Source organism: Actinomyces oricola, from assembly GCF_004104015.1.
In the GTDB taxonomy this organism is placed as follows: domain Bacteria; phylum Actinomycetota; class Actinomycetes; order Actinomycetales; family Actinomycetaceae; genus Actinomyces; species Actinomyces oricola.
In genome coordinates this window covers 38,641-57,276 of sequence record NZ_RYFV01000012.1, presented here as the reverse complement: position 1 = coordinate 57,276, position 18,636 = coordinate 38,641, and the positions used below count along the sequence as shown (strand labels likewise).

Below are 18,636 nucleotides of genomic sequence, written 5' to 3'. Positions count from 1 at the left end.
GTCAAGGTCACAAAACTCGGATGGACAGCACCTGCCTCTGGGATGCGCCGGCCGGGCGGCAGTACTCCCCTCGACTCCTCCCGCCCCACCGGCTTCGAGCCTCCACAGGGGCGCGCCAACTGATGCGACCATGGGGTGCATGGCTGATGATCCTCTCCCGCCTCGCCCCATGTCCGCCCCTGCTCGCCAGGCGGCCCTTGTCCGCTGCGTGGTTGATATTGAGGAGTACGTCGCCCAGCGCGGTTGGGACGCCGCCGTCGGTGTTTTCGCGCTGGTGCGCACTGCTGGGGCACTGGCGGCCGACCCCCGCCTCGCCGGGTTGTTGGACCGTTCGGCGCGGGAACAGGCCGCGGTCGACCCAGAATCGTTGACCGCCATCGAGCAGGAGGAACTGCCCGCCTCAACCGACCTGGAGGATCTGCTCGGGCAGCTGGCGTGGCCCAACACTGTCGATGGCGCGGCCCTGAGCGTGGAGCGGATCATTGTGCCCCCGGCCGCCGAGAAGGAGGCCGCCTCAATCACCGACGCCCAGGAACGCCTAACTTTTCTCACCTCCCATCCCGGGCGCGACGAGGTGCGCATAGTTGTGGGCGTCCTGCGGGGCGGCCCGTCCTGGTGCGCCCTGCGCACCCGCTCCCACGACTCCCCCGGGCAGGTGGTACAGGGCCCCGACGTGGTCCCGGGCCTGGTTGAGGCGCTGCGCGCCACTCTGGCCTGAACCCCACCCGCCTGGGCCCATGCCCGCTTATGACGGGTTATGACGGGCGCCCGGAACTGGGGGCGCGCGGCGTCGCGATTACGGTGGCCACCGAGCGGCCCTGACGGGTACCGGGACCGGGAGGCGGGGCGGGCCCCGGGAAAAGCAACCGGCCGCCTCCCAGTCTCCTTCTGGCTACTCGCCCGGGGCCCGCCCGGGAGGATCCTCGGGCCCGTCCAAGCCCTCGGAGGAGTTCTCGTCAGCCTCCTTGGCGCCCTCGGCATACCCCAGGGTCCCATCCAGCAGGGAGGCGAGATCGGCGTCCATCTGCGCATCCATGTCCTGGGCGGCCCGGCGCAGCACGAGGAAGTCGTTGGGGTTGGTCAGCTCGGCCGCTGTGGGGATCACATCGGGATGGCGCCAGTAGGCGTCCCGCTCCGCTTCCCCGACCTCGGCCCCCAGCAGCCGCCACAGTTCGGCGGCCTCCCGGGCGCGCCGGGGCCGGAAGGTGAGCCCGATGAGCCGGGAGAAGACCTGCTCGGCGGGCCCGCCCTGAGCGCGGCGTCTGCGCACCATCTCCTGCAGGGCCATGGCGTGAGGAAGGTGGGGGGCGGTGGCGCGGGCGGTGACCACCTCGACCCACCCCTCCACCAGCGCCAGCAGGGTCTCAAGGCGCTCCAGGGCGCCGCGTTGGGCCGGTGTCTCCTGGGGGGCGAACATGCCGCCCTCCAGCGCCGCCCGCAGTGCCTCAGGATCGTTCGGGTCGACCTGGGTGACCGCCGCCTGGACGGCCTCGTGGTCAATGCGGATTTCGCGAGCATAGGCCTCGACCGCCCCGAGGAGGCCCCCACGCAGCCAGGGCACATGGGCGTACAGGCGCGCGGCGGCCGCCTCACGAACAGCGAGGAACATGCGCACCTCCTCCTCTGGAGCCTCTAAGCCTTCGGCAAAAGCAGCCACATTGGCGGGCACCAGGGCGGTGCCCGGCTCCCGTGTCAAGGGCAGGCCCACGTCAGTGGAGGCCACCGCCTCACCGGCGAGCTCACCAATAGCGTGTCCGAGCTGGAGACCGAAGGCGGCACCGGCCATGGAGCGCATAATCGATCCCAAGGCCCCCATTTGGCGGGCGGCCTCGCCCATGGACTCGGGTATCTCCCTGATCTGGTGCTCCAGGGCCTCTGCCAGGGCCCTGGTGGCGGCTCCGGCCACGGGAGCGCACACTTCCCGCCACACCGGCACGGTCCGCTCCACCCAGTCCGAGCGGCTCCAGGCCTCACGTGCGCCAGGGGCCGGCATAAAGTCGGTGACGGTGTCCAGCCACAGGTCTGCCACGGTCAAGGCCTGACGGGCGGCCTGGGCCTGGGTCGCGGTAATGGCCGGGTCGCCCTTCCCCCGGGCCTCCTGGAGCGCCAGGTCCTTGCCCATGGTCCAGTTGACGGGCTCAGAGTCAGCGGAAGCGAGCATCTGCTGGAACTGGGCTTGTAGGGCCATGCGCTGGCCGGGGCTGAGTTGAGAAAGGTCCCCCATGCCGCTCATGCGGGCCAGGTCGGCCGGGTCCACACCTGAAGAACGCAGGGCGCCTACGGCGTCAGCGGCCGTTTGCTCACCGAAGAGGGAGGAGAGTAGCTCCTCGATCTGGGCGAAGGGGTCCTCGCCGTGGCGGTCTTCGCTCATGTGGTTCCTCTCCTTGGATGGGCTGGAGGTGGTGAAGGCGGCCACCAGGCGCCCCGACGGCGAGCGGCCTCCTTATGCACCCACGATCCTGCCACGTCTTCCTGAGCGCAAGCCGTACGCCGACTGTGACCGCCGATGGATTGTGATCGCCGGTAGGGCTTTCCATACCTCATGGGCCATGATGGAACCGTGAGTGACGAACCGGATAGTACCGATACCCACGCTCTTGAGAATTCTGGTCCGGGGCGCCCACCTCGCCGGTGGCGGTTCCTGACACTGCTGATGCTCGTCAGCCTCCTGGTTGCCGGGCTGGTCGTCGCGGCCGCCACAATCCCGGTCAACAAGGTTATTGAGGCTCCCGGCCCCACCTGGAACGTGCTTGCCGACTCGGGGACCGAGGGCGAGGGGGACCTGCTGACCGTTACCGGCACCACCACCTATCCCGCCGAGGGGGCTCTGCGCATGACAACGGTTTCGGTGCTGGGGTGCCCCGGCTACCCCGTGACCACGTTCGACCTGATCAGGGCCTGGTTGGACCCTGATGCGGTGATCCTGGACCGCGACGAGGTCTGCCCCCAGTCCCTGACCGCCGAGGAGATCAACGAGGTCAATCAGGCGCAGATGACCAACTCCCAGGACGACGCGGTCATCGCCGCCCTCATGGAGAGCGGCGCGGCTACCTCGATGACCCTGACCATTGAGAGCGCCTCCGCCCAGGAGCTCCAGTCCAAGGTCGTTCAAGGGGACGTGCTGACCTCGATAACACCCGCGGGAGGCGAGACCACCACCATCACCACCTACGCTCAGCTGCGCGCCCTCATGGAGACCATTGATCCGGGCACCGAGGTGGTCCTGGGCGTCACCCGCCAGGGGCAGCCCCTCGGGATCACACTGACCACGCAGACCCCGCCCGCGAAGGATGGGCGCTCGGGATCAATCCTGGGGATCAACCTGTCAGTCAAGGTCGACTCCGAGATCAACGCGACCTTCTCGCTGTCCGACGTAGGCGGGCCAAGCGCCGGCACCATGTTCGCCCTGGGGATCATTGACAAGATCACTCCGGGCTCCCTGACCGGGGGCCAGGACATCGCCGGCACCGGCACCATCACCATTGACGGCACGGTGGGGCCGATTGGCGGCATTGTTCAAAAGATGGCCGGAGCCCGCAAGGACGGCTCGAGCTATTTCCTGGCGCCGGTGGACAACTGTTCGGAGGTCGTGGGACATGAGCCCGACGGCCTGGAGGTCTTCGCCATTGCAACGCTCCACGATGCAGTCCTCGCCGCCCAAGCCATTGCCGAGGGCGACACCTCCTCCCTGCCAACCTGCCAGTCGACCGGCGGCTGACCATCAATCGACCGGCCCAATTAACCCAATTGACCGGCCGGGACTGCCTCACCCCGGCCGGGACTGCCTCACCCCGGCCGGCGGCGTCGGCCACCGTCGTCAGGAGTTTTCCACAGGCCACGGTTTGAGGCTGGCGTACTGCGCCCCATTGATGTCAAGCTCCTTCCAGCGGTCCTCCCCTGCGGGCTGCCGTGAGGAGAACAGTGATGCGCGTCCGCGGAAACACCCCGGTCCTATGGCGCGGCCAGGGCGAGAGCCAACTCGGCGCTGAACCCGGCACGGCCCTGGTCCTCACCGGCCTGTCCCCCCGCGAGCAGCAGTTCCTGGACCGCCTCCACAACAGCCTGGAGCCGGCCGCGCTTTACCGCAACGCCCGTTGGGCGCGGATTCCCGTGGCCCGTGCCCGCGAACTCGTCGCCGAACTGACGGGGGCGGGCGCCCTGGCGGACAACACCGAGGAGCCCGTCTCACCCGACGAGGTCTACTGGGACCGTCTAGTAGACAGCCACCGCAAGCGCAGTGCCGCCCTGGAGGGGGCTGTCGTGGCTTTACTCGGCGTCGGGAGCCTGCTGCGGGAGACCGCCTTGCTATTGGCCGAGTCGGGGGTCGGCACCCTGCTGACCGATGACCGGCCCCTGGGAGCCGCCCTGGCGGCTGACTGGCCCTTGGTCAAGACCCGGGCCCCTCTGCGCCATCATCCTGACCTGGTAGTCACCCAGGAGGCGCATGTCATAGATCCAGTGCGCGCCCGCGGCCTGGCTCAGGCAGGGGTGGTGCACCTGCCGGTGACGGTGCGGGAGGTCAGTGTGCGGGTGGGGCCCGTAATCCGTCCGAATGAGCCGGTGTGTTCGACCTGCCTGGACTTGTGGGAGAGGGATGCCGACCCGAGTTGGCCGGCACTGGCCACCCAGCTGCGCACCATGGCCCCGCCTGCCACCGAGCGCCTCCTGACCCACCAGGCGGCGGCCCTGGCGGCACGGGCGGTCATTGAGGTGCTCACCACTCCGGGGGCCTCCTGGCGGGGAAGAAGCGTGGAACTCAGCGGCGCCGAGCCATTGGGGGTGGTGCGCGCCTGGGACCCTCACCCTGAGTGCCTGTGCTCCTCCCTGACCTGAGCCGGCCCCGCCTTCACTGCTGGGCGGCGTGCTCGCCAATGAGGGCCAGAACCGCCGGACCGTACTCCTGGAGCTTGACGGCCCCGACTCCGCGGATGAGGGACAGCTGCGGCAGGGTGGCGGGCTTGGCCACGGCGATGGAGCGCAAGGTGGCGTCGGCGAAGACCGTGTAGGCGGGCCTGGAACGCTCCTTGGCGGCCTCGGCCCGCCAGGCGCGCAGCACCTCGAACAGGGCTATGGTGGCCGGGTCATTGTCCTGTTCGAAGTCGACGGCGGCCTGTTTGGCGCGGGCCCTGGGGGAGTCTCCGCCGGCGCCGGGGCGCCGGGGCCTGCGGGCGCCCGGAGCCGGCCAGATGCCATCCAGGAACCGGGTGGGTTTGCGGCTGGCCCGCCCGCCCGGAGTGCGGGCCCGGGCACAGGAGATGACCAGGTGCTCCCGAGCCCGGGTGACCCCCACGTAGAGCAGGCGCCGTTCCTCCTCCACGGCTGCGGGCGTCTCCGCCAGGGAGATCGGCAGCAGACCTTCGCTGGCGCCAATGAGTAGAACAGCATCCCACTCCAGCCCCTTGGCGGCGTGCAGGGAGGACAGGGTGACGCCCTCGACAGTGGGGGCGTTCTGGGCGTCAGCGCGCTCGGCGAGCTCGGCCACCAGGGCCTCCAGGGTGGCGCCGCGCTTGGCGGAGAGCTCATCGGCCAAGACGACCAGGGCGGCCAGGGAGTCCCAGCGCTCACGCACGGCGCCCCGGGGGGCGGGTGGTTCCTCGCTCCATCCTTCACGGGCCAGGACCATGCGAACGTCGCGGCCCAGGTCGCCTGTCAGAGACGCCTTCTCAGTGCGGGCGGCACCGCGCAGCACCACCATGGCGCGCTTGACCTCCTCGCGCTCGAAGAAGCGCTCGCCCCCACGTACCAGGTAGCCGATGCCGGCCTGGGTCAGGGCCTGCTCGACGGCCTCGGACTGGGAGTTGGTGCGGTACAGGACGGCGATCTCGGACAAGGGCACCCCGGCGGCGCGCAGGCGCTGCACCTGGGCGACGACCCCGGCGGCTTCGGCGACGTCGTCGTTGTGGGTCTCAAAGCGCACGTCCGGACCGCTGGGGCGCTGGGCGACGAGCTCGACGGAGCCCCTGGGCAGGAGTGGGCCGCCGGTGCCCCTGCGGGAGCGGGCCAGCACCCGGTTGGCCAGAGATACCACCTGGGGGGTGGAGCGGTAGTCCCGACTCAGGCGGACCGTGCGGGCGCCCTCGTAGCGGGAGGCGAAGCCAGTGAGGAACTCGGGGGTGGCGCCGGTGAAGGAGTAGATGGTCTGAGAGGCGTCCCCCACCACGCACAACTGGCGGCGGCGACCCAGCCACAGGTCCAGCAGGCGCTGCTGGAGCGGCGAAACGTCCTGGTACTCGTCGACGACGAAATGCTTGTACTGGCCGCGCACCTGGGCGGCAATGTCCTCGCGGTCCAGCAGAATGCCGACCATGAGAAGCAGAACGTCCTCAAAATCTATGACGCCGCGCTCGGTTTTGGCCTCCTCGTAGGCCGCCAGGACCCCGGCGACGGTGGCGGCGTCCAGGCCGGCGACCTCGGCGCGCCCCGCTGCGGCGGCTGCCTGGACATAGTCCTCGGGCAGGGTCATGGTGACCTTGGCCCACTCAATCTCCCCGGCCAGGTCCCTCATGAGGGCCCGGTCGCCTCCCAGCCCCAGGCGACGGGCCGCAGCACCCACCAGGGAGGCCTTGTGGGATTGGATTGCGGGGCGCCGCCCGCCAATGGCGGTGGGCCAGAAGTAGGTGAGTTGACGCAGGGCCGCGGAGTGGAAGGTGCGGGCCTGAACCCCGGGCACGCCCAGGTCCGTCAGGCGTGAGCGCATCTCCCCGGCGGCCCTGGCGGTGAAGGTGACTGCCAGCACCTGGGTGGGCTGGTAGGCGCCAGTGGCCACGCCGTGGGCAATGCGGTAGGTAATGGCACGGGTCTTGCCGGTGCCGGCGCCCGCCAGGACGCACAAGGGCCCCTCCAGGTGCTCAGCGACCTGGCGCTGGTCGGGGTCCAGGGCTTCCAGGAGTTGGCTGGCGCTGGGCAGGGGGTGCGAGGCCCGGGCGGGCGGGTTCTGGCTCATCGCCCCCAGCCTGCCACGAGCCTGCGACGCGGGCCGTGGACTGGGAGCGGGCCTGAGGCGCTGTAGGCCGGGCGCGCCCCATCGGCCGTCTCCCCCGGTCTGTCCGGCTGGTCCGGGCCGGCGCGGCGCTGGCGGTGGAGTGTCGCGTCAGCCCTTAATGGGCCCGCCATACCAGTCCTCAATGAGGAGGCGGGCGATGGAGGTCGCCCCCGGCAGGACGATGCGGCGCTGCGCTACGGCCTCGGTCAGCTCCTCACGGGAGACGACGACGGCGTCGGTCACCTCCCGCCCGTCAGGGCGGGCCAGGGGCTGGCCGGGAGCCAGCCGAGCCCGATAGCCGAGCATGAGGGAGCGTGGGAAGGGCCAGGGCTGAGAGGCCACATACTCCACGCTGGCCACCGCCAGCCCAGTCTCCTCGGCCACCTCTCGGACTACGGCCGCCTCCACGGACTCCCCCGCCTCCACAAAACCGGCCACCACGGAGAACCTTCGCTTCTCCCAGGCGGCGCCGTGGACCAGGAGGATCCGGTCGTTGTCGTCCGTGACAGACATAATGACGGCGGGATCCGTGCGGGGGAAGTGGAGGGCGCCGCACACGGCGCAGCGCCTCGCCCAGCCGGCCTGAACAATGCTGGTGGGCCCGCCGCAGGCAGGGCAGTGGTGGGACACGGCGTGCCAGGCCGCCAGTGCGGCGGCAGCGGTGGCCAGGCCCGCGTCGCGGGCTCCCATCTGGGCGCCGACGCCCCGCAGCGCGGACAGGGGGTGTCGCACCAGGAGCGCCCGCAGGTCCGGGTGGCCAGCCGCGGCGCCCTCAGCGTCGGCGCCCCCGACCGGGACGCGTGGCGCCTCGGGCACCTCCAGCTCCTGGGGGACGACCACGGCCAGCCAGCGAGTGCCTGAGGCGCTGCCCTCCTGAGCCCGCCCCGCCTGGCCGCTGCCGCTCTCACAACCCAGGTAGAGGGTCGTTAGGCCGCTCAGGTCCAGCGCACTGGCGGAGATCTCCGGGAGCTCAATGGCCGCCGGTGAGGCGCCCTCCCAGACGTCGTCCAACGTGGGGGGAGTCAGTCCGTCGTCGGGCAGGTCCGGATGCTTGGTGGGGCCGGTCAGGGCCACACGGCCGCGGGCATCAATGAGCAGGACCCGAGTGGCCGGGTCGGCCGCCAGGGCCTCCAACAGGCCCGGGTCCAGGCGGCGCTCGGCGTCACGGCTGGTGGTGGAGCGGGACAGGGCCAACTGGTGGGAGAACATGCAGCCACCCTAGGCCCGCTGCGGGCCGGCTACTGACTGACCAAACCCCGCCGCTCCTTCTCGCACCAGGCCGCAGGCCCGGGCCTTGAAGCACAGCCCGCCCAGGAGGAGGCTCGCACAGCGCGGCGCGCCTATGGTTGAGCAGTGCGCACCTACCTGGATCATGCGGCGACAACGCCGGTACGCCCCGAGGTCTCCTCCCAGGTCGCAGACGATCTGGCTGAGGGTTTGGGCGGTTGGGCGAATCCGGCGGCCCTGCACTCATCGGGCCGGCGGGCCGGGGCGCTCCTGGCGCAGGCGCGCGCCCGCCTCGCGGACGCCCTGGCCGTAGACCCCCACGAGGTGCTCTTCACCAGCGGCGGCACAGAAGCGGATGCGCTGGTGGTGACCGGTCGAGTACTGGCGGCCCGGGCCGCGCACCCCAATGCGGCGCCTCACCTGGTCGTCTCCCCCATTGAACATCCGGCGGTCCTTCAGACCGCGCGCGCCGCCGTGACCCATCTGGGGGCGCACCTGAGCGAGCTCGAGGTCGACGCCGCCGGACGGGTGGCGATTCAGTCCCTGACCCGTGCCGTGACGCCGGGCTCCGGGGCCGGGGGCCGGCGCCGGGGGGAGTGGACGCCGCCGGCGCTGGTGAGCGTCATGGCCGCCAACAATGAGACCGGGCTGGTCCAGGACATGGCCGCCCTGGTAGGCGCGGTGCGCGAGGCCACCGACGCGCCTTCCCCCCGCAACGCGGGGTATGTGCCGGTCCACAGTGACGCCGTGGCCGCCCTGGGGAAGACGACGGTAGATCTCCACGGCTGGGGTCTGGACGCCATGAGCATTACCGGCCACAAGATTGGCGCCCCCGTCGGGGTCGGTGCGCTGGTGGCCCGCCGCGACCTCGACCTGGTGGCGGTGTCCGGGGGCGGCCGCCAGGAGCGGGGCCTGCGCTCGGGCACGCAAGACGTGGTGGCCGCCCGGGCCCTGGCACTGGCGGTCGAGTTGGCGGTGACCGAGCGCCGTGAGGAGGCCGCCCGCCTGGAGGCGCTGCGCACCAGGCTCCTGGAGGGGGCCTGCGCACTGCCCGGCGTGCACGCCACTCTGCCCGCCGACGCCGCCCACCTGGGGGCCATCGCCCACCTGTGGTTCGAGCGGGCTGATGCTGAGGCCCTGCTCATGAGCCTGGACCTGGCGGGGGTGGACGCCTCGGCGGGCTCAGCCTGTCACGCCGGAGTGGCGGGCCCCAGCCACGTGCTGGAGGCCATGGGGCTGGGGTCTGACGCGGCCCGCGCGACGCTGCGCTGCTCCTTGGGGGCGACGACGCGCCCTGAGGACATCGAGCGTCTTCTGGCGGTGCTGCCCGGGGCCCTGGCGGCCGCGCGCAATGCTGCGGCCGCCCGCCGCTGATCCCGGCCGCACCACGTCCCGCAACGTTCCACCACGCCCGGCAACTCGCCCGCCACTGGCGCTCACGCACCTGGACGGGGCCGGCGGACGGGCCTCAGTGGGCCTGGCAGGCCGGGCACCAGAACAGGCGGCGTGAGGCCGTGTCGCGCGATCGCACCGGGGTGCCGCAGCGCAGGCACGCTCGCCCGGCGCGGTGGTAGACGTACCAGCGGCGCGCCTCGGGGTCCGTCTCCTCCAGAGGCTCGGGCACGTCCACAGCATCCACCGTGGTAATACGCCCAGTGGCCTTGCCCTGGGCCATGATGAGGGCCAAGTCGGCCCAGATGGCGTGCAGCCGGGCCCGACCGACCCGGTTCCCGGCGCGGAAGGGGCTGACGCCCACGCGGAAGAGGGTTTCGGCACGGTAGATGTTGCCGGCCCCCGCCAGCACGGACTGGTCCAGAAGCAGCTCACCCAGGGGACGACGACGGCGCCGCACGGCCGCCACAAAGGCCTCCGGATCGGCGTCGGGGCGCAGCGGGTCGGGTCCTAAACGGCGGCGCACCGCAGCCACTCCCGCACCGTCCAGAAGCTCGCAGGCGGCCGGACCGGTCAGGTCGGCGACCCCGTGCTCACCCAGGAGCCGGAGGCGCACGGCACCGCGCGGCTCCGGTGGCTCCCACAGGTCGGGCGGCGGAGCGGCCGGGGCCGGCCCGTCGTCGGCCGCCGTGGCCTCCGGAGCCCCGCGCAGGCCCGAGAGCGCCGAGCCGCCACCGTGACGCAGGACCGACTCCCCTTTTTCACCCACCCTCCGTCGGGGGGCGCCAATGGAGTGCGGGGCGGTGAAGCAGGTGTCGCCGTCGAAGGTCCACGACCCGTACAAGCCCAGGTGGACACGCAACCAGGTGACGGCGTCATGGTCCACGGGGATGTCGGCGCTCGGGGCAAAAGGCACGAAAAGATGCTTACCGTGCGCTTGGGAGCCCAGGAGCACCTGGCCGTCAAGGCGGGCCGCGCCGTCGGCAAAACGCCCCTGGGGGGAGAGGGCCCGCAGGCGTTGCCCCCCGTACAGCTCGAAGAGAGCGGCGGCGAGCCGGTGAATCGTGTGGCCCTCAGGCACCTCTCAGACCTGGCTGCGGCGCTCGCGGCGCTCGTAGTCGGTGATTTGAGCGATGCGGCGGGCGTGCCGCTCTTCACCGCTGAAGGGTTCGGCGATGAAGGCGTCAATGATCTCCAGGGCCTCGGCCGGGGAGTGCATGCGCCCACCCACGGCCACGACATTGGCCCGGTTGTGCTGGCGCGCCAGGACCGCGGTTCGAATCGACCACGCCAGGGCGGCGCGCACGCCGTCGACTTTATTGGCCGCAATCTGCTCGCCGTTGCCGCTTCCACCCAGGACAATGCCCAGGGAGTCGGGGTCGGCGGCCACGGACTCGGCGCAGGCGATGCAGCAGGCGGGGTAGTCGTCACCGGGGTCGTAGACATGAGCGCCGTGGTCGGTGAGTTCGTGCCCAGCGGCGGTCAGGTGCTCACTGACCGCGGTTTTGAGCTCGTAGCCGGCGTGGTCGGCGGCAATGTGGATGCGCATGGATCAGATTGTGCCTCACGCGAACACCCTGACGCAGCCCTGGGCGCCCGCGGGACCGGCCCGGGAACGGCGGGCTAGCGTGATCGGCATGACTGAGACCACCTCCACCAACGACGCCGCACCCGTGCTCGCCGGGGTCTACGAGACCGCTTGGGTCGACAAGACCATCCGCCCCCAGGACGACCTCTTCCGCCACGTCAACGGCACCTGGCTGTCCACCGCCGAGATCCCCGCGGACCGTCCGGCCACCGGCACCTTCACCGTGCTGCATGACGCCGCCGAGTCGGACTGCCGGGAGATCCTGGAGGAGGCGGCCGCCCCCTTCACGGCCGTCAGCGCACAGGACGATGACGCACCCGCCATGGCGCAGCACCCCCTGCCCGCCACCAACCGGGGCAAGATCGGCGCCCTGTACGCGGCGTTCATGGACCGTGAGCGCATTGAGGCCGTGGGGGCCGCTCCCCTGAAGGTCGAGCTCGCCCCAGTGCTGGCAGCGGACAGCAAGGAGGAGCTGGCGAGTGCGCTCGGCGCGGGCCTGGCGGCCGGGTTCTGCGGCGCAGTGGGAGTCGATGTTGAGAACGACCTCAATGACCCGCAGCGCTACACCACCTGGATGGGGCAGGCGGGCATTGGCCTTCCCGACGAGTCCTACTATCGGGAGGAGGCGCAGGCCGAGGTCCGCGCCGCCTACGTGGCGCATGTGGCCCGCATGCTCGACCTCGCCGGCCTGGACTCCCGCCTGGATCTTCCCCAGGGGGTGACGGTGGAGGAGAGCCCCGTGCACGGCGCTAAGGCGCCGGAGTCGGGAACCACCAGCCCGGACCCCAACGAGGGCGCGATGGCCTCCCCCCGGGCCATGGCATTGGCCGGCCGGGTCATGGCCGTGGAGACGGCCCTGGCGCGAGGGCATTGGGACCGCGTGCGCGCCCGTGATGTCGAAGCCATGAATAACCCCATGACCTGGGAGGAGCTGACCGGGTCGGCCTCCTCCTTCCCTTGGGAGGCCTGGCGCCGGGGTGTGCGCGCCACCGCCGCGGCGGCGGGCGTAACCAGCACAATCCTCCTGGAGGAGGTCATTGTCACCCAGCCCGACTACCTCCCCCACCTGGCCCGGGTGTGGATCGACACCGACCTGGAGGACCTGCGCGCCTGGGTGGCATGGCACGTGGTCCACGGTCGCGCCACGCTTCTGTCCAGCGCCTTCGTGGAGGAGAACTTCAACTTCTACGGGCGTACCCTCCAGGGCACTGACAAGCTGCGTCCCCGCTGGAAGCGTGGCGTGGGCCTGGTGGAGAGTTGCCTAGGGGAGGCCCTGGGCGAGGTCTATGTGGAGCGTCACTTCCCCCCGGCCCACAAGGAGGCGATGGAGGCGCTGGTCACCGACCTTATTGAGGCCTACCGCCAGTCCATCTCCGCCCTGGAGTGGATGAGTCGGGCTACCCGTGACCGGGCGCTGGCCAAGCTGGCCCTGTTCACTCCCAAGATCGGCTACCCGAGCCGGTGGAAGGACTACTCGGCGGTGGTAATCGTGCCCGGGGACGTGCTGGCGTCGGTGCGCAGCGTGGAGAGCGTGGAGTTGGCGCGCCGACTGAGGAAGCTGACCGAGCCGGTGGACCGCGAGGAGTGGCACATGACGCCGCAGACGGTCAACGCCTACTACAACCCCACCATGAACGAGATCGTTTTCCCGGCGGCCATCCTGCGGCCCCCCTTCTTCGATCCGGCCGCGGACGACGCCGTCAACTACGCGGGAATCGGGGCGGTGATCGGCCACGAGATCGGGCACGGCTTCGACGACCAGGGCTCGACCTTCGACGGCACCGGCAAGGTGGTGAACTGGTGGACCGAGGAGGATCGAGAGGCCTTTGCGGCACGCACCCGCGCGCTTGTCGACCAGTACAACGCCTGCACCCCTGCGGCCCTCCTGGAGCGCGCCCGGGCCGCGGGCACCCCGGCGGAGCAGGTGCCCCACGTTAACGGGGCCCTCACCATTGGGGAGAACATTGGCGACCTGGGGGGCCTGGGTATAGCCCTCAAGGCCTACCGGCTGGCCTTAGCTCGCGCGGGGGTGGCCTCCTTCGCCGAGGCACCGCGCATTGACGGGTTGACCGCCCTGGAGCGCTTCTTCTACTCCTGGGCGCGGATCTGGCGGGGGAAGAACCGGGACGACTACGCCGAGCTGCTGCTGACCGTCGACCCGCATTCACCGGCGGAGTTCCGTTGCAACGAAATCGTGCGCAATGTGGACGCCTTCTACGAGGCTTTCGGGGTGAGCCAGGAGGACGCCCTGTGGCGAGACCCCGCCGAGCGGGTCACCATCTGGTGAGCCACGATTGGGGCAACTCCTTAGGTCCTTTCCTTAGGTCCTTGGCGGGGCGCACCCCAGACCACTCCGGTCATTCACTCCGGTCATTGAGGCCATTGAGGCCCCTGGCGGCGCCGGAGCCAGGGGGCCGCGGCTCTGCGGATGACGCCCTCCCCGAGGTCCAACGCCGCAATAATGTCAAGCAAAATCACAGCGCGATCACACTGGAAGCATTGCCTGCGTCACGACTTCCTTGTAGTCTCCCAAGGCACGCACGGTCCCACCGCTGTCGACCCTTCATCCCCTACCGCTTGGAGAACCCCATGGGCCTCAAACGCTCCCTCGCGGCGATCGCCTCCGGCGCCGTCCTGATCGGCGCCTCGATTCTGGTCGCCGCCCCAGCCACGGCACAGACCTACGAAGACGGCAACTTCACAGTCACGGTCTCGTCGAACACGGTGAGCCCCAGTGACACCACCTACCCGGTCTCCGGCACCGGATGCGCCGCCATAAACGACAAACCCTCCGAGGTGTTCGTTGCGGCCTACAACGAGGTCAATATCCCTCTGGTCCAGAAGAGCGTCACCCCGGAGGCGGACGGAAGCTGGTCCCTCGACCTGGACCTGACCCTGCCCTCCCCGCAGGAGAACGACATCTGGACGATCGTCGCGGAGTGCGTTAGCTACGACAACGTCACCCAGCAGGCCGTCAGCTTCCCCCTGATCTTCGACTCCACCCCCTTCAATGGCACCTTCACCATTGAGGGCGAGCCCGGAGCCCAGAACTTCAGGATTGAGGCCACGGGCCTGACTCCCGGTGAGACCGCGACCATCAATCTGGTGAGCGCCACCGACCCGACCGTCACCTACCTGGTGGGCACCGTTGTGGTGGATGCCAATGGCAGTGTCAACGCGGTCTTCGCGGCCCCCAATGTCCCCGACGGCACCTACTACCTGGAGATCTTCGGCGACCACCACGGTGAGGGCGGCCAGAGCGCGGACCGCATTAAGGTCTCCAATGGCGTCTACAGTATTGATGACGGCAACAACAACATTGTCCCGCCCACGACCGACCCGGCCGACCCGACCGCAGCTCCGAGCGCCGCACCGACCGCAACTGCTCAGCCCGCCCTGGCCAAGACCGGTGTTAACGGCACTACCCTCGCCCTGGCAGCCCTAGGCCTCACCGGCCTCGGCGCCGCAGCCGCCTTCGTGGCCTCCCGCCGCAAGGCCTGACCAACCCCCTCTCGGCAATGGCCGAGCCGACTCCACACTCCTCCGCCGGTGAGACAGCCCCCCAGGCCGTCTCACCGGCGGAGAACCGTCTCACCAGCCGAGCCGACCGACGCCCATCCCGGCGGTGGTCGGCCCGCTGGAGCCGGACCGCAGTATCCATTGCCGCCCTCGTACTGGCGTTCGGGGGCGCTGCCGCCGTCGACACCGCAGTACTCATGGGACGCCCGGCCAGGGTCGAGATCGCCATGCCCTCCCCACTCGCAGCCGCCCCTGAGACCTGGCTGATCCTGGGCACGGACTCCCGCCAAACAGTTCCCGACGGCCCCAACCGCTACGGCACCACCGAGGAGGTACCGGGCTCCCGCGCTGACGTCGTCGTCCTCATTCAGCGCTCCACCACGGGGATGAGCGTCCTCGTTATCCCGCGCGACCTGACACTGGTGGACTCGAACTACCGCCACCACCGGCTGGCGACCAGCTACCTGGAGGGGCCCCAGAACACTGTGGATTTGTTGTGCACCACTCTGGGCGTGCCCGTCTCCCACCTGGTCACCATTGACATGGCGCAGTTCGCCCAGGTCGTGGACGCCCTGGGCGGGGTGGAGGTCAGTATCTCCGAGCCGGTCAGGGACACCTACGCCGGGCTCAACCTCACTACGGCCGGGACCCAGCACCTCAACGGCATTGACGCCCTGGCCTTGGTCCGCTCCCGGCACCCCGAGGTCCTGCGCGAGGGCACCTGGACCGCGTTAAGTGAGACTGAGGGCTCCCAGCGGCGCAGCGAGTTCTCCGGGCTGATCATGCGCGCGGTCCTGGAATCCTTGGCCGCCAAGGCCCGCAACCCGCTGGCCGCGCACTCCCTGGCGCATCAGGTGGCGGGCGACCTGACCATGGATGAGGGCACCGGCATCCTGGATCTGCTGGCCCTGGCCCGCTCCGCGCGCGCCGCCCAGGGCGGCCAAGGCATTGAGACGGTCACCGTGCCCGTGACCTCCCTGGAGGGGTCCTTTATCGCCACGCCCCAGGAGCAGACCTTCACCGTCCTGGCCCAACACGGCTACGCGCCGGGAACATGCGCGCCCGCCGCCCCGTGAGCTCCCGGGCGAGCCGGGCCGCCGGCCGCAGCCGATCTCTGCCGGCGGCGCCGGCCCAGGGCCGCCGACGGCGACGCCCCCGGCTTGACACGGTTGTGCCGGCCCCGCCCGTTTCAGGGCCGTCCGTACCAGTGCAACAATCGGCCCCAGGCCCGGAGGCTCTCCGGGAGGGCGCAGGCCACAAGCCCATGCGCCGTCAAACCGTTCCCATACAGAACAGGAGTCTTCATGCCCGGGCAGAACTTGACCCGCATTGAGGCGGCCGAGCGCGCCGCGATTATCCGCACGGAGTCCTACGACGTCGTCTTGGACCTGACGCGCGGCGAAAAACACTTCAGCTCCACCACCACGGTCCGTTTCGGCGCCCGCCCCGGCGCCACCACGTTCATTGATTTGGTGGCCCCCGCCGTCCACGAAATCACCCTCAACGGCCGTGCCCTGGATCCGGCCGGGGTCTACGCCGACTCCCGCATCACCCTGGAGGGACTGGCGGAGGTCAATGAGTTGACGGTGGTGGCGGACTGCGCCTACATGCACACCGGCGAGGGCCTGCACCGCTTCACCGATCCGGTTGACGGCGCCACCTACCTCTACTCCCAGTTCGAGGTCCCCGACTCCCGCCGGGTCTTCACGGTCTTCGAGCAGCCCGATCTCAAGGCCACCTTCACCTTCACAGTCATCGTCCCGGCCGGGTGGACGGTCTTCTCCAACTCCCCCACCCCTGAACCAGTGGCCGTCACCGGAGCCGAGGGCCAGGACGCCAACCGTTTCGCCTTCGCACCCACCGAGCGCATGAGCTCCTACATTACGGCGATCGTGGCCGGCCCTTATGCGGGCGCCGCCGACGAGTACCGGGCCGCCGACGGGCGCGTTGTGCCCCTGGGCGTCTACTGCCGCGCCTCCCTGGTTGAGCACATGGATTCCGAAGAGATCCTGGAGATCACCAAGAAGGGCTTCGCCTACTATGAGGAGCTCTTCGGCACCCCCTACGCCTTCACCAAGTACGACCAGGTCTTCGTTCCCGAGTTCAACGCCGGGGCCATGGAGAACGCCGGGTGCGTCACCCATCGCGACGACTACATCTTCCGCTCCCGCCCCATCCGGGCCCGGGTGGAGCGGCGGGCGATAACCATCCTCCACGAGCTGGCCCACATGTGGTTCGGGGACATGGTGACCATGAAGTGGTGGAATGATCTGTGGCTCAATGAGTCCTTCGCCGAGTACACCTCCACCCTGGCCACCGCGGAGACCACGCGCTTCACCGACGCCTGGACCACTTTCCAGACCATTGAGAAGGGCTGGGCCTACAATCAGGATCAGCTCTCCTCGACCCACCCCGTTGCGGCCGAGATCAATGACCTGCACGATGTCGAGGTCAACTTCGACGGCATTACCTACGCCAAGGGCGCCTCCGTGCTGGCGGCCCTGGTGAGCTATGTGGGCCGGGACCAGTTCTTCGCCGGAATCAAGAACTACCTGGCCGCCCACGCCTACGGCAACGCCGAGCTGGCCGACCTGCTGCGCGAGCTGGAGGCGGTCTCAGGACGGGACCTGTCGTCATGGACGCGCCTGTGGCTCCAGGAGGCCGGGGTCACTACCTTGCGCACCGAGGTCGCCGTGGACTCCGAGGGCGTCATTACCTCTGCGGCGATCCTCCAGGAGATCCCCGGCTCCTCCCCTGCCTCCCTGCGCCCCCATAGGGTGGTGCTCGGCTCCTATTCGCTGAGCCCGGACGGTGAGCGCCTGGAGCGCACCGGCCGCATTGAGCTCGATGTTGACGGCGAGCGCACCGACGTGCCCGAGCTGGTGGGCACGCGGCGCGCCGACGTCCTTCTGCTCAACGACGAAGACCTTACCTACGCCAAGGTGCGCCTAGACGAGGCCTCCTTGGAGGCGGGCCTTGCGCATGTGGGCGCCTTCACCGAGTCCCTGCCGCGCTCAGTAGTCATGGCCAGCGCCTGGGACATGGTGCGCGACGGCGAACTCGCCGCCTCCCACTACCTTCGAGGGGCGCTGGCCGCCCTGACCGTGGAAACGCACTCCTCAGTGCTCCAGGGGCTGCTGGCCCGTATCGCCACCTGCCTGGGCCTGTACCTGCCCCCTGCGGAGCGCGCCATCGCAGCCCCGCCCACCGTCGGGGCCCTGTGGGATCTGGCCCGCCAAGCCGAGGCCGGCAGCGACAAGCAGCTCCAGTTGGTGCGCGCGGTGGCCGCCCACGCCGTGACGGCCGAGCAACTCGATGCCGTTGCCGCCCTCCTGGAGGGCGGCCGGGAACTCGCGGGCCTCGTGGTGGACCAGGATCTGCGCTGGGAGCTGCTGACCGGCCTGGTGGCTGCCGGTCGCTACGGCGAGCAGCGGATCGCCGCTGAAGAGGCCCGGGACATGACCGCCACCGGCCGCGAGCGCGCCGCTGAGGCCCGGGCCGCCGTACCGACACCGGAGGCGAAGGCCGCCACCTGGCGGGCGCTGGTCGAGGATAAGGCCATGCCCAATGAGACGCAGGTGCGCGTGCTACGGGGCTTCACCTCGGTGGAGCGCAACCCCGAGTTGCTGGTGCCCTTCATCGACGAGTATGTCAAGGAGGCCGAGGGCATTTGGGCCTCACGCACCTTCCACATGGCGGAGAACCTACTCAGCCGCCTGTGGTCCTGCGCGACCGTGGGCCTGGCCGGGGCCGACCCGGCGGCGGCCTTGGAGAGCTGGCTGGCGTCCCATGAGCACTCCCCGGCGGCGCTGCGCCGGATTGTGCGTGAGAACCTTGACGACACCTTGAGGGTGACTGGGGCGCAGGCGGCGGAGACCGCAGCCCGGGGGCGCTGAGCCTCGGGGCCGTTCCTTGCCGCTGACAGTGT

13 protein-coding genes are annotated in these 18,636 nt (G+C 70.1%); 8 read left to right on the top strand and 5 right to left on the bottom strand.

Going from position 1 to position 18,636, the window contains the following annotated elements:
* Positions 1–139: 139 nt before the first annotated feature.
* A complete protein-coding gene (locus EUC46_RS06430; RefSeq protein ID WP_128773364.1) occupies positions 140–718 on the top strand; it encodes a PPA1309 family protein in 579 nt (192 codons plus the stop codon).
* Positions 719–892: 174 nt separating this feature from the next.
* On the opposite strand, the gene EUC46_RS06425 is transcribed toward EUC46_RS06430, so the two are convergent.
* Positions 893–2,371: a zinc-dependent metalloprotease gene (locus tag EUC46_RS06425; protein ID WP_128773363.1), complete on the bottom strand. Its 1,479-nt coding sequence runs from the start codon at positions 2,369–2,371 to the stop codon at positions 893–895.
* A gap of 282 nt (positions 2,372–2,653) precedes the next feature.
* Between EUC46_RS06425 and EUC46_RS06420 the strand changes: the two genes are divergently transcribed.
* Together EUC46_RS06420 and EUC46_RS06415 are read left to right on the top strand one after the other, a co-directional pair.
* Positions 2,654–3,718, top strand: coding sequence for a YlbL family protein (locus EUC46_RS06420; protein ID WP_338324470.1), 1,065 nt, complete (start codon positions 2,654–2,656; stop codon positions 3,716–3,718).
* Between the two features lie 206 nt (positions 3,719–3,924).
* Complete coding sequence (locus tag EUC46_RS06415) at positions 3,925–4,833, top strand: thiamine biosynthesis protein ThiF (protein ID WP_128773361.1); 909 nt, start codon at positions 3,925–3,927, stop codon at positions 4,831–4,833.
* 13 nt (positions 4,834–4,846) lie between these two features.
* Here EUC46_RS06415 and EUC46_RS06410 read toward each other — a convergent pair whose 3' ends face one another.
* Together EUC46_RS06410 and nudC are read right to left on the bottom strand one after the other, a co-directional pair.
* Positions 4,847–6,943 (bottom strand): ATP-dependent helicase, encoded by a 2,097-nt coding sequence (locus tag EUC46_RS06410; RefSeq protein WP_128773360.1) that lies wholly within the window; start codon positions 6,941–6,943, stop codon positions 4,847–4,849.
* Between the two features lie 147 nt (positions 6,944–7,090).
* Positions 7,091–8,191, bottom strand: a complete 1,101-nt coding sequence (nudC, locus tag EUC46_RS06405) for an NAD(+) diphosphatase (RefSeq protein ID WP_128773359.1) — start codon at positions 8,189–8,191, stop codon at positions 7,091–7,093.
* A 144-nt stretch (positions 8,192–8,335) separates the two neighbouring features.
* On the opposite strand from nudC, the gene EUC46_RS06400 reads away from it, so the two are divergent.
* Complete coding sequence (locus EUC46_RS06400; protein ID WP_128773358.1) at positions 8,336–9,583, top strand: cysteine desulfurase family protein; 1,248 nt, start codon at positions 8,336–8,338, stop codon at positions 9,581–9,583.
* A gap of 94 nt (positions 9,584–9,677) precedes the next feature.
* Here the strand turns inward: EUC46_RS06400 and EUC46_RS06395 are convergent, their stop codons facing one another.
* Positions 9,678–10,682 carry an Fpg/Nei family DNA glycosylase gene (locus EUC46_RS06395; protein WP_128773357.1) on the bottom strand — a complete coding sequence of 335 codons (1,005 nt, stop codon included), beginning with the start codon at positions 10,680–10,682 and terminating at the stop codon, positions 9,678–9,680.
* 3 nt (positions 10,683–10,685) lie between these two features.
* Positions 10,686–11,150, bottom strand: coding sequence for a ribose-5-phosphate isomerase (locus tag EUC46_RS06390; RefSeq protein WP_128773356.1), 465 nt, complete (start codon positions 11,148–11,150; stop codon positions 10,686–10,688).
* Positions 11,151–11,238: 88 nt separating this feature from the next.
* Between EUC46_RS06390 and EUC46_RS06385 the strand changes: the two genes are divergently transcribed.
* From EUC46_RS06385 to pepN, 4 genes are all read left to right on the top strand, one after another.
* On the top strand, positions 11,239–13,476 hold the full coding sequence (locus EUC46_RS06385; RefSeq protein WP_128773355.1) for a M13 family metallopeptidase: 2,238 nt from the start codon (positions 11,239–11,241) through the stop codon (positions 13,474–13,476).
* Between the two features lie 302 nt (positions 13,477–13,778).
* Positions 13,779–14,690: a hypothetical protein gene (locus EUC46_RS06380; protein ID WP_128773354.1), complete on the top strand. Its 912-nt coding sequence runs from the start codon at positions 13,779–13,781 to the stop codon at positions 14,688–14,690.
* A 17-nt stretch (positions 14,691–14,707) separates the two neighbouring features.
* Positions 14,708–15,784, top strand: a complete 1,077-nt coding sequence (locus EUC46_RS06375) for an LCP family protein (protein WP_128773353.1) — start codon at positions 14,708–14,710, stop codon at positions 15,782–15,784.
* 228 nt (positions 15,785–16,012) lie between these two features.
* A complete protein-coding gene (gene pepN / locus EUC46_RS06370; protein ID WP_128773352.1) occupies positions 16,013–18,604 on the top strand; it encodes an aminopeptidase N in 2,592 nt (863 codons plus the stop codon).
* The last annotated feature ends 32 nt before the right edge of the window (positions 18,605–18,636 follow it).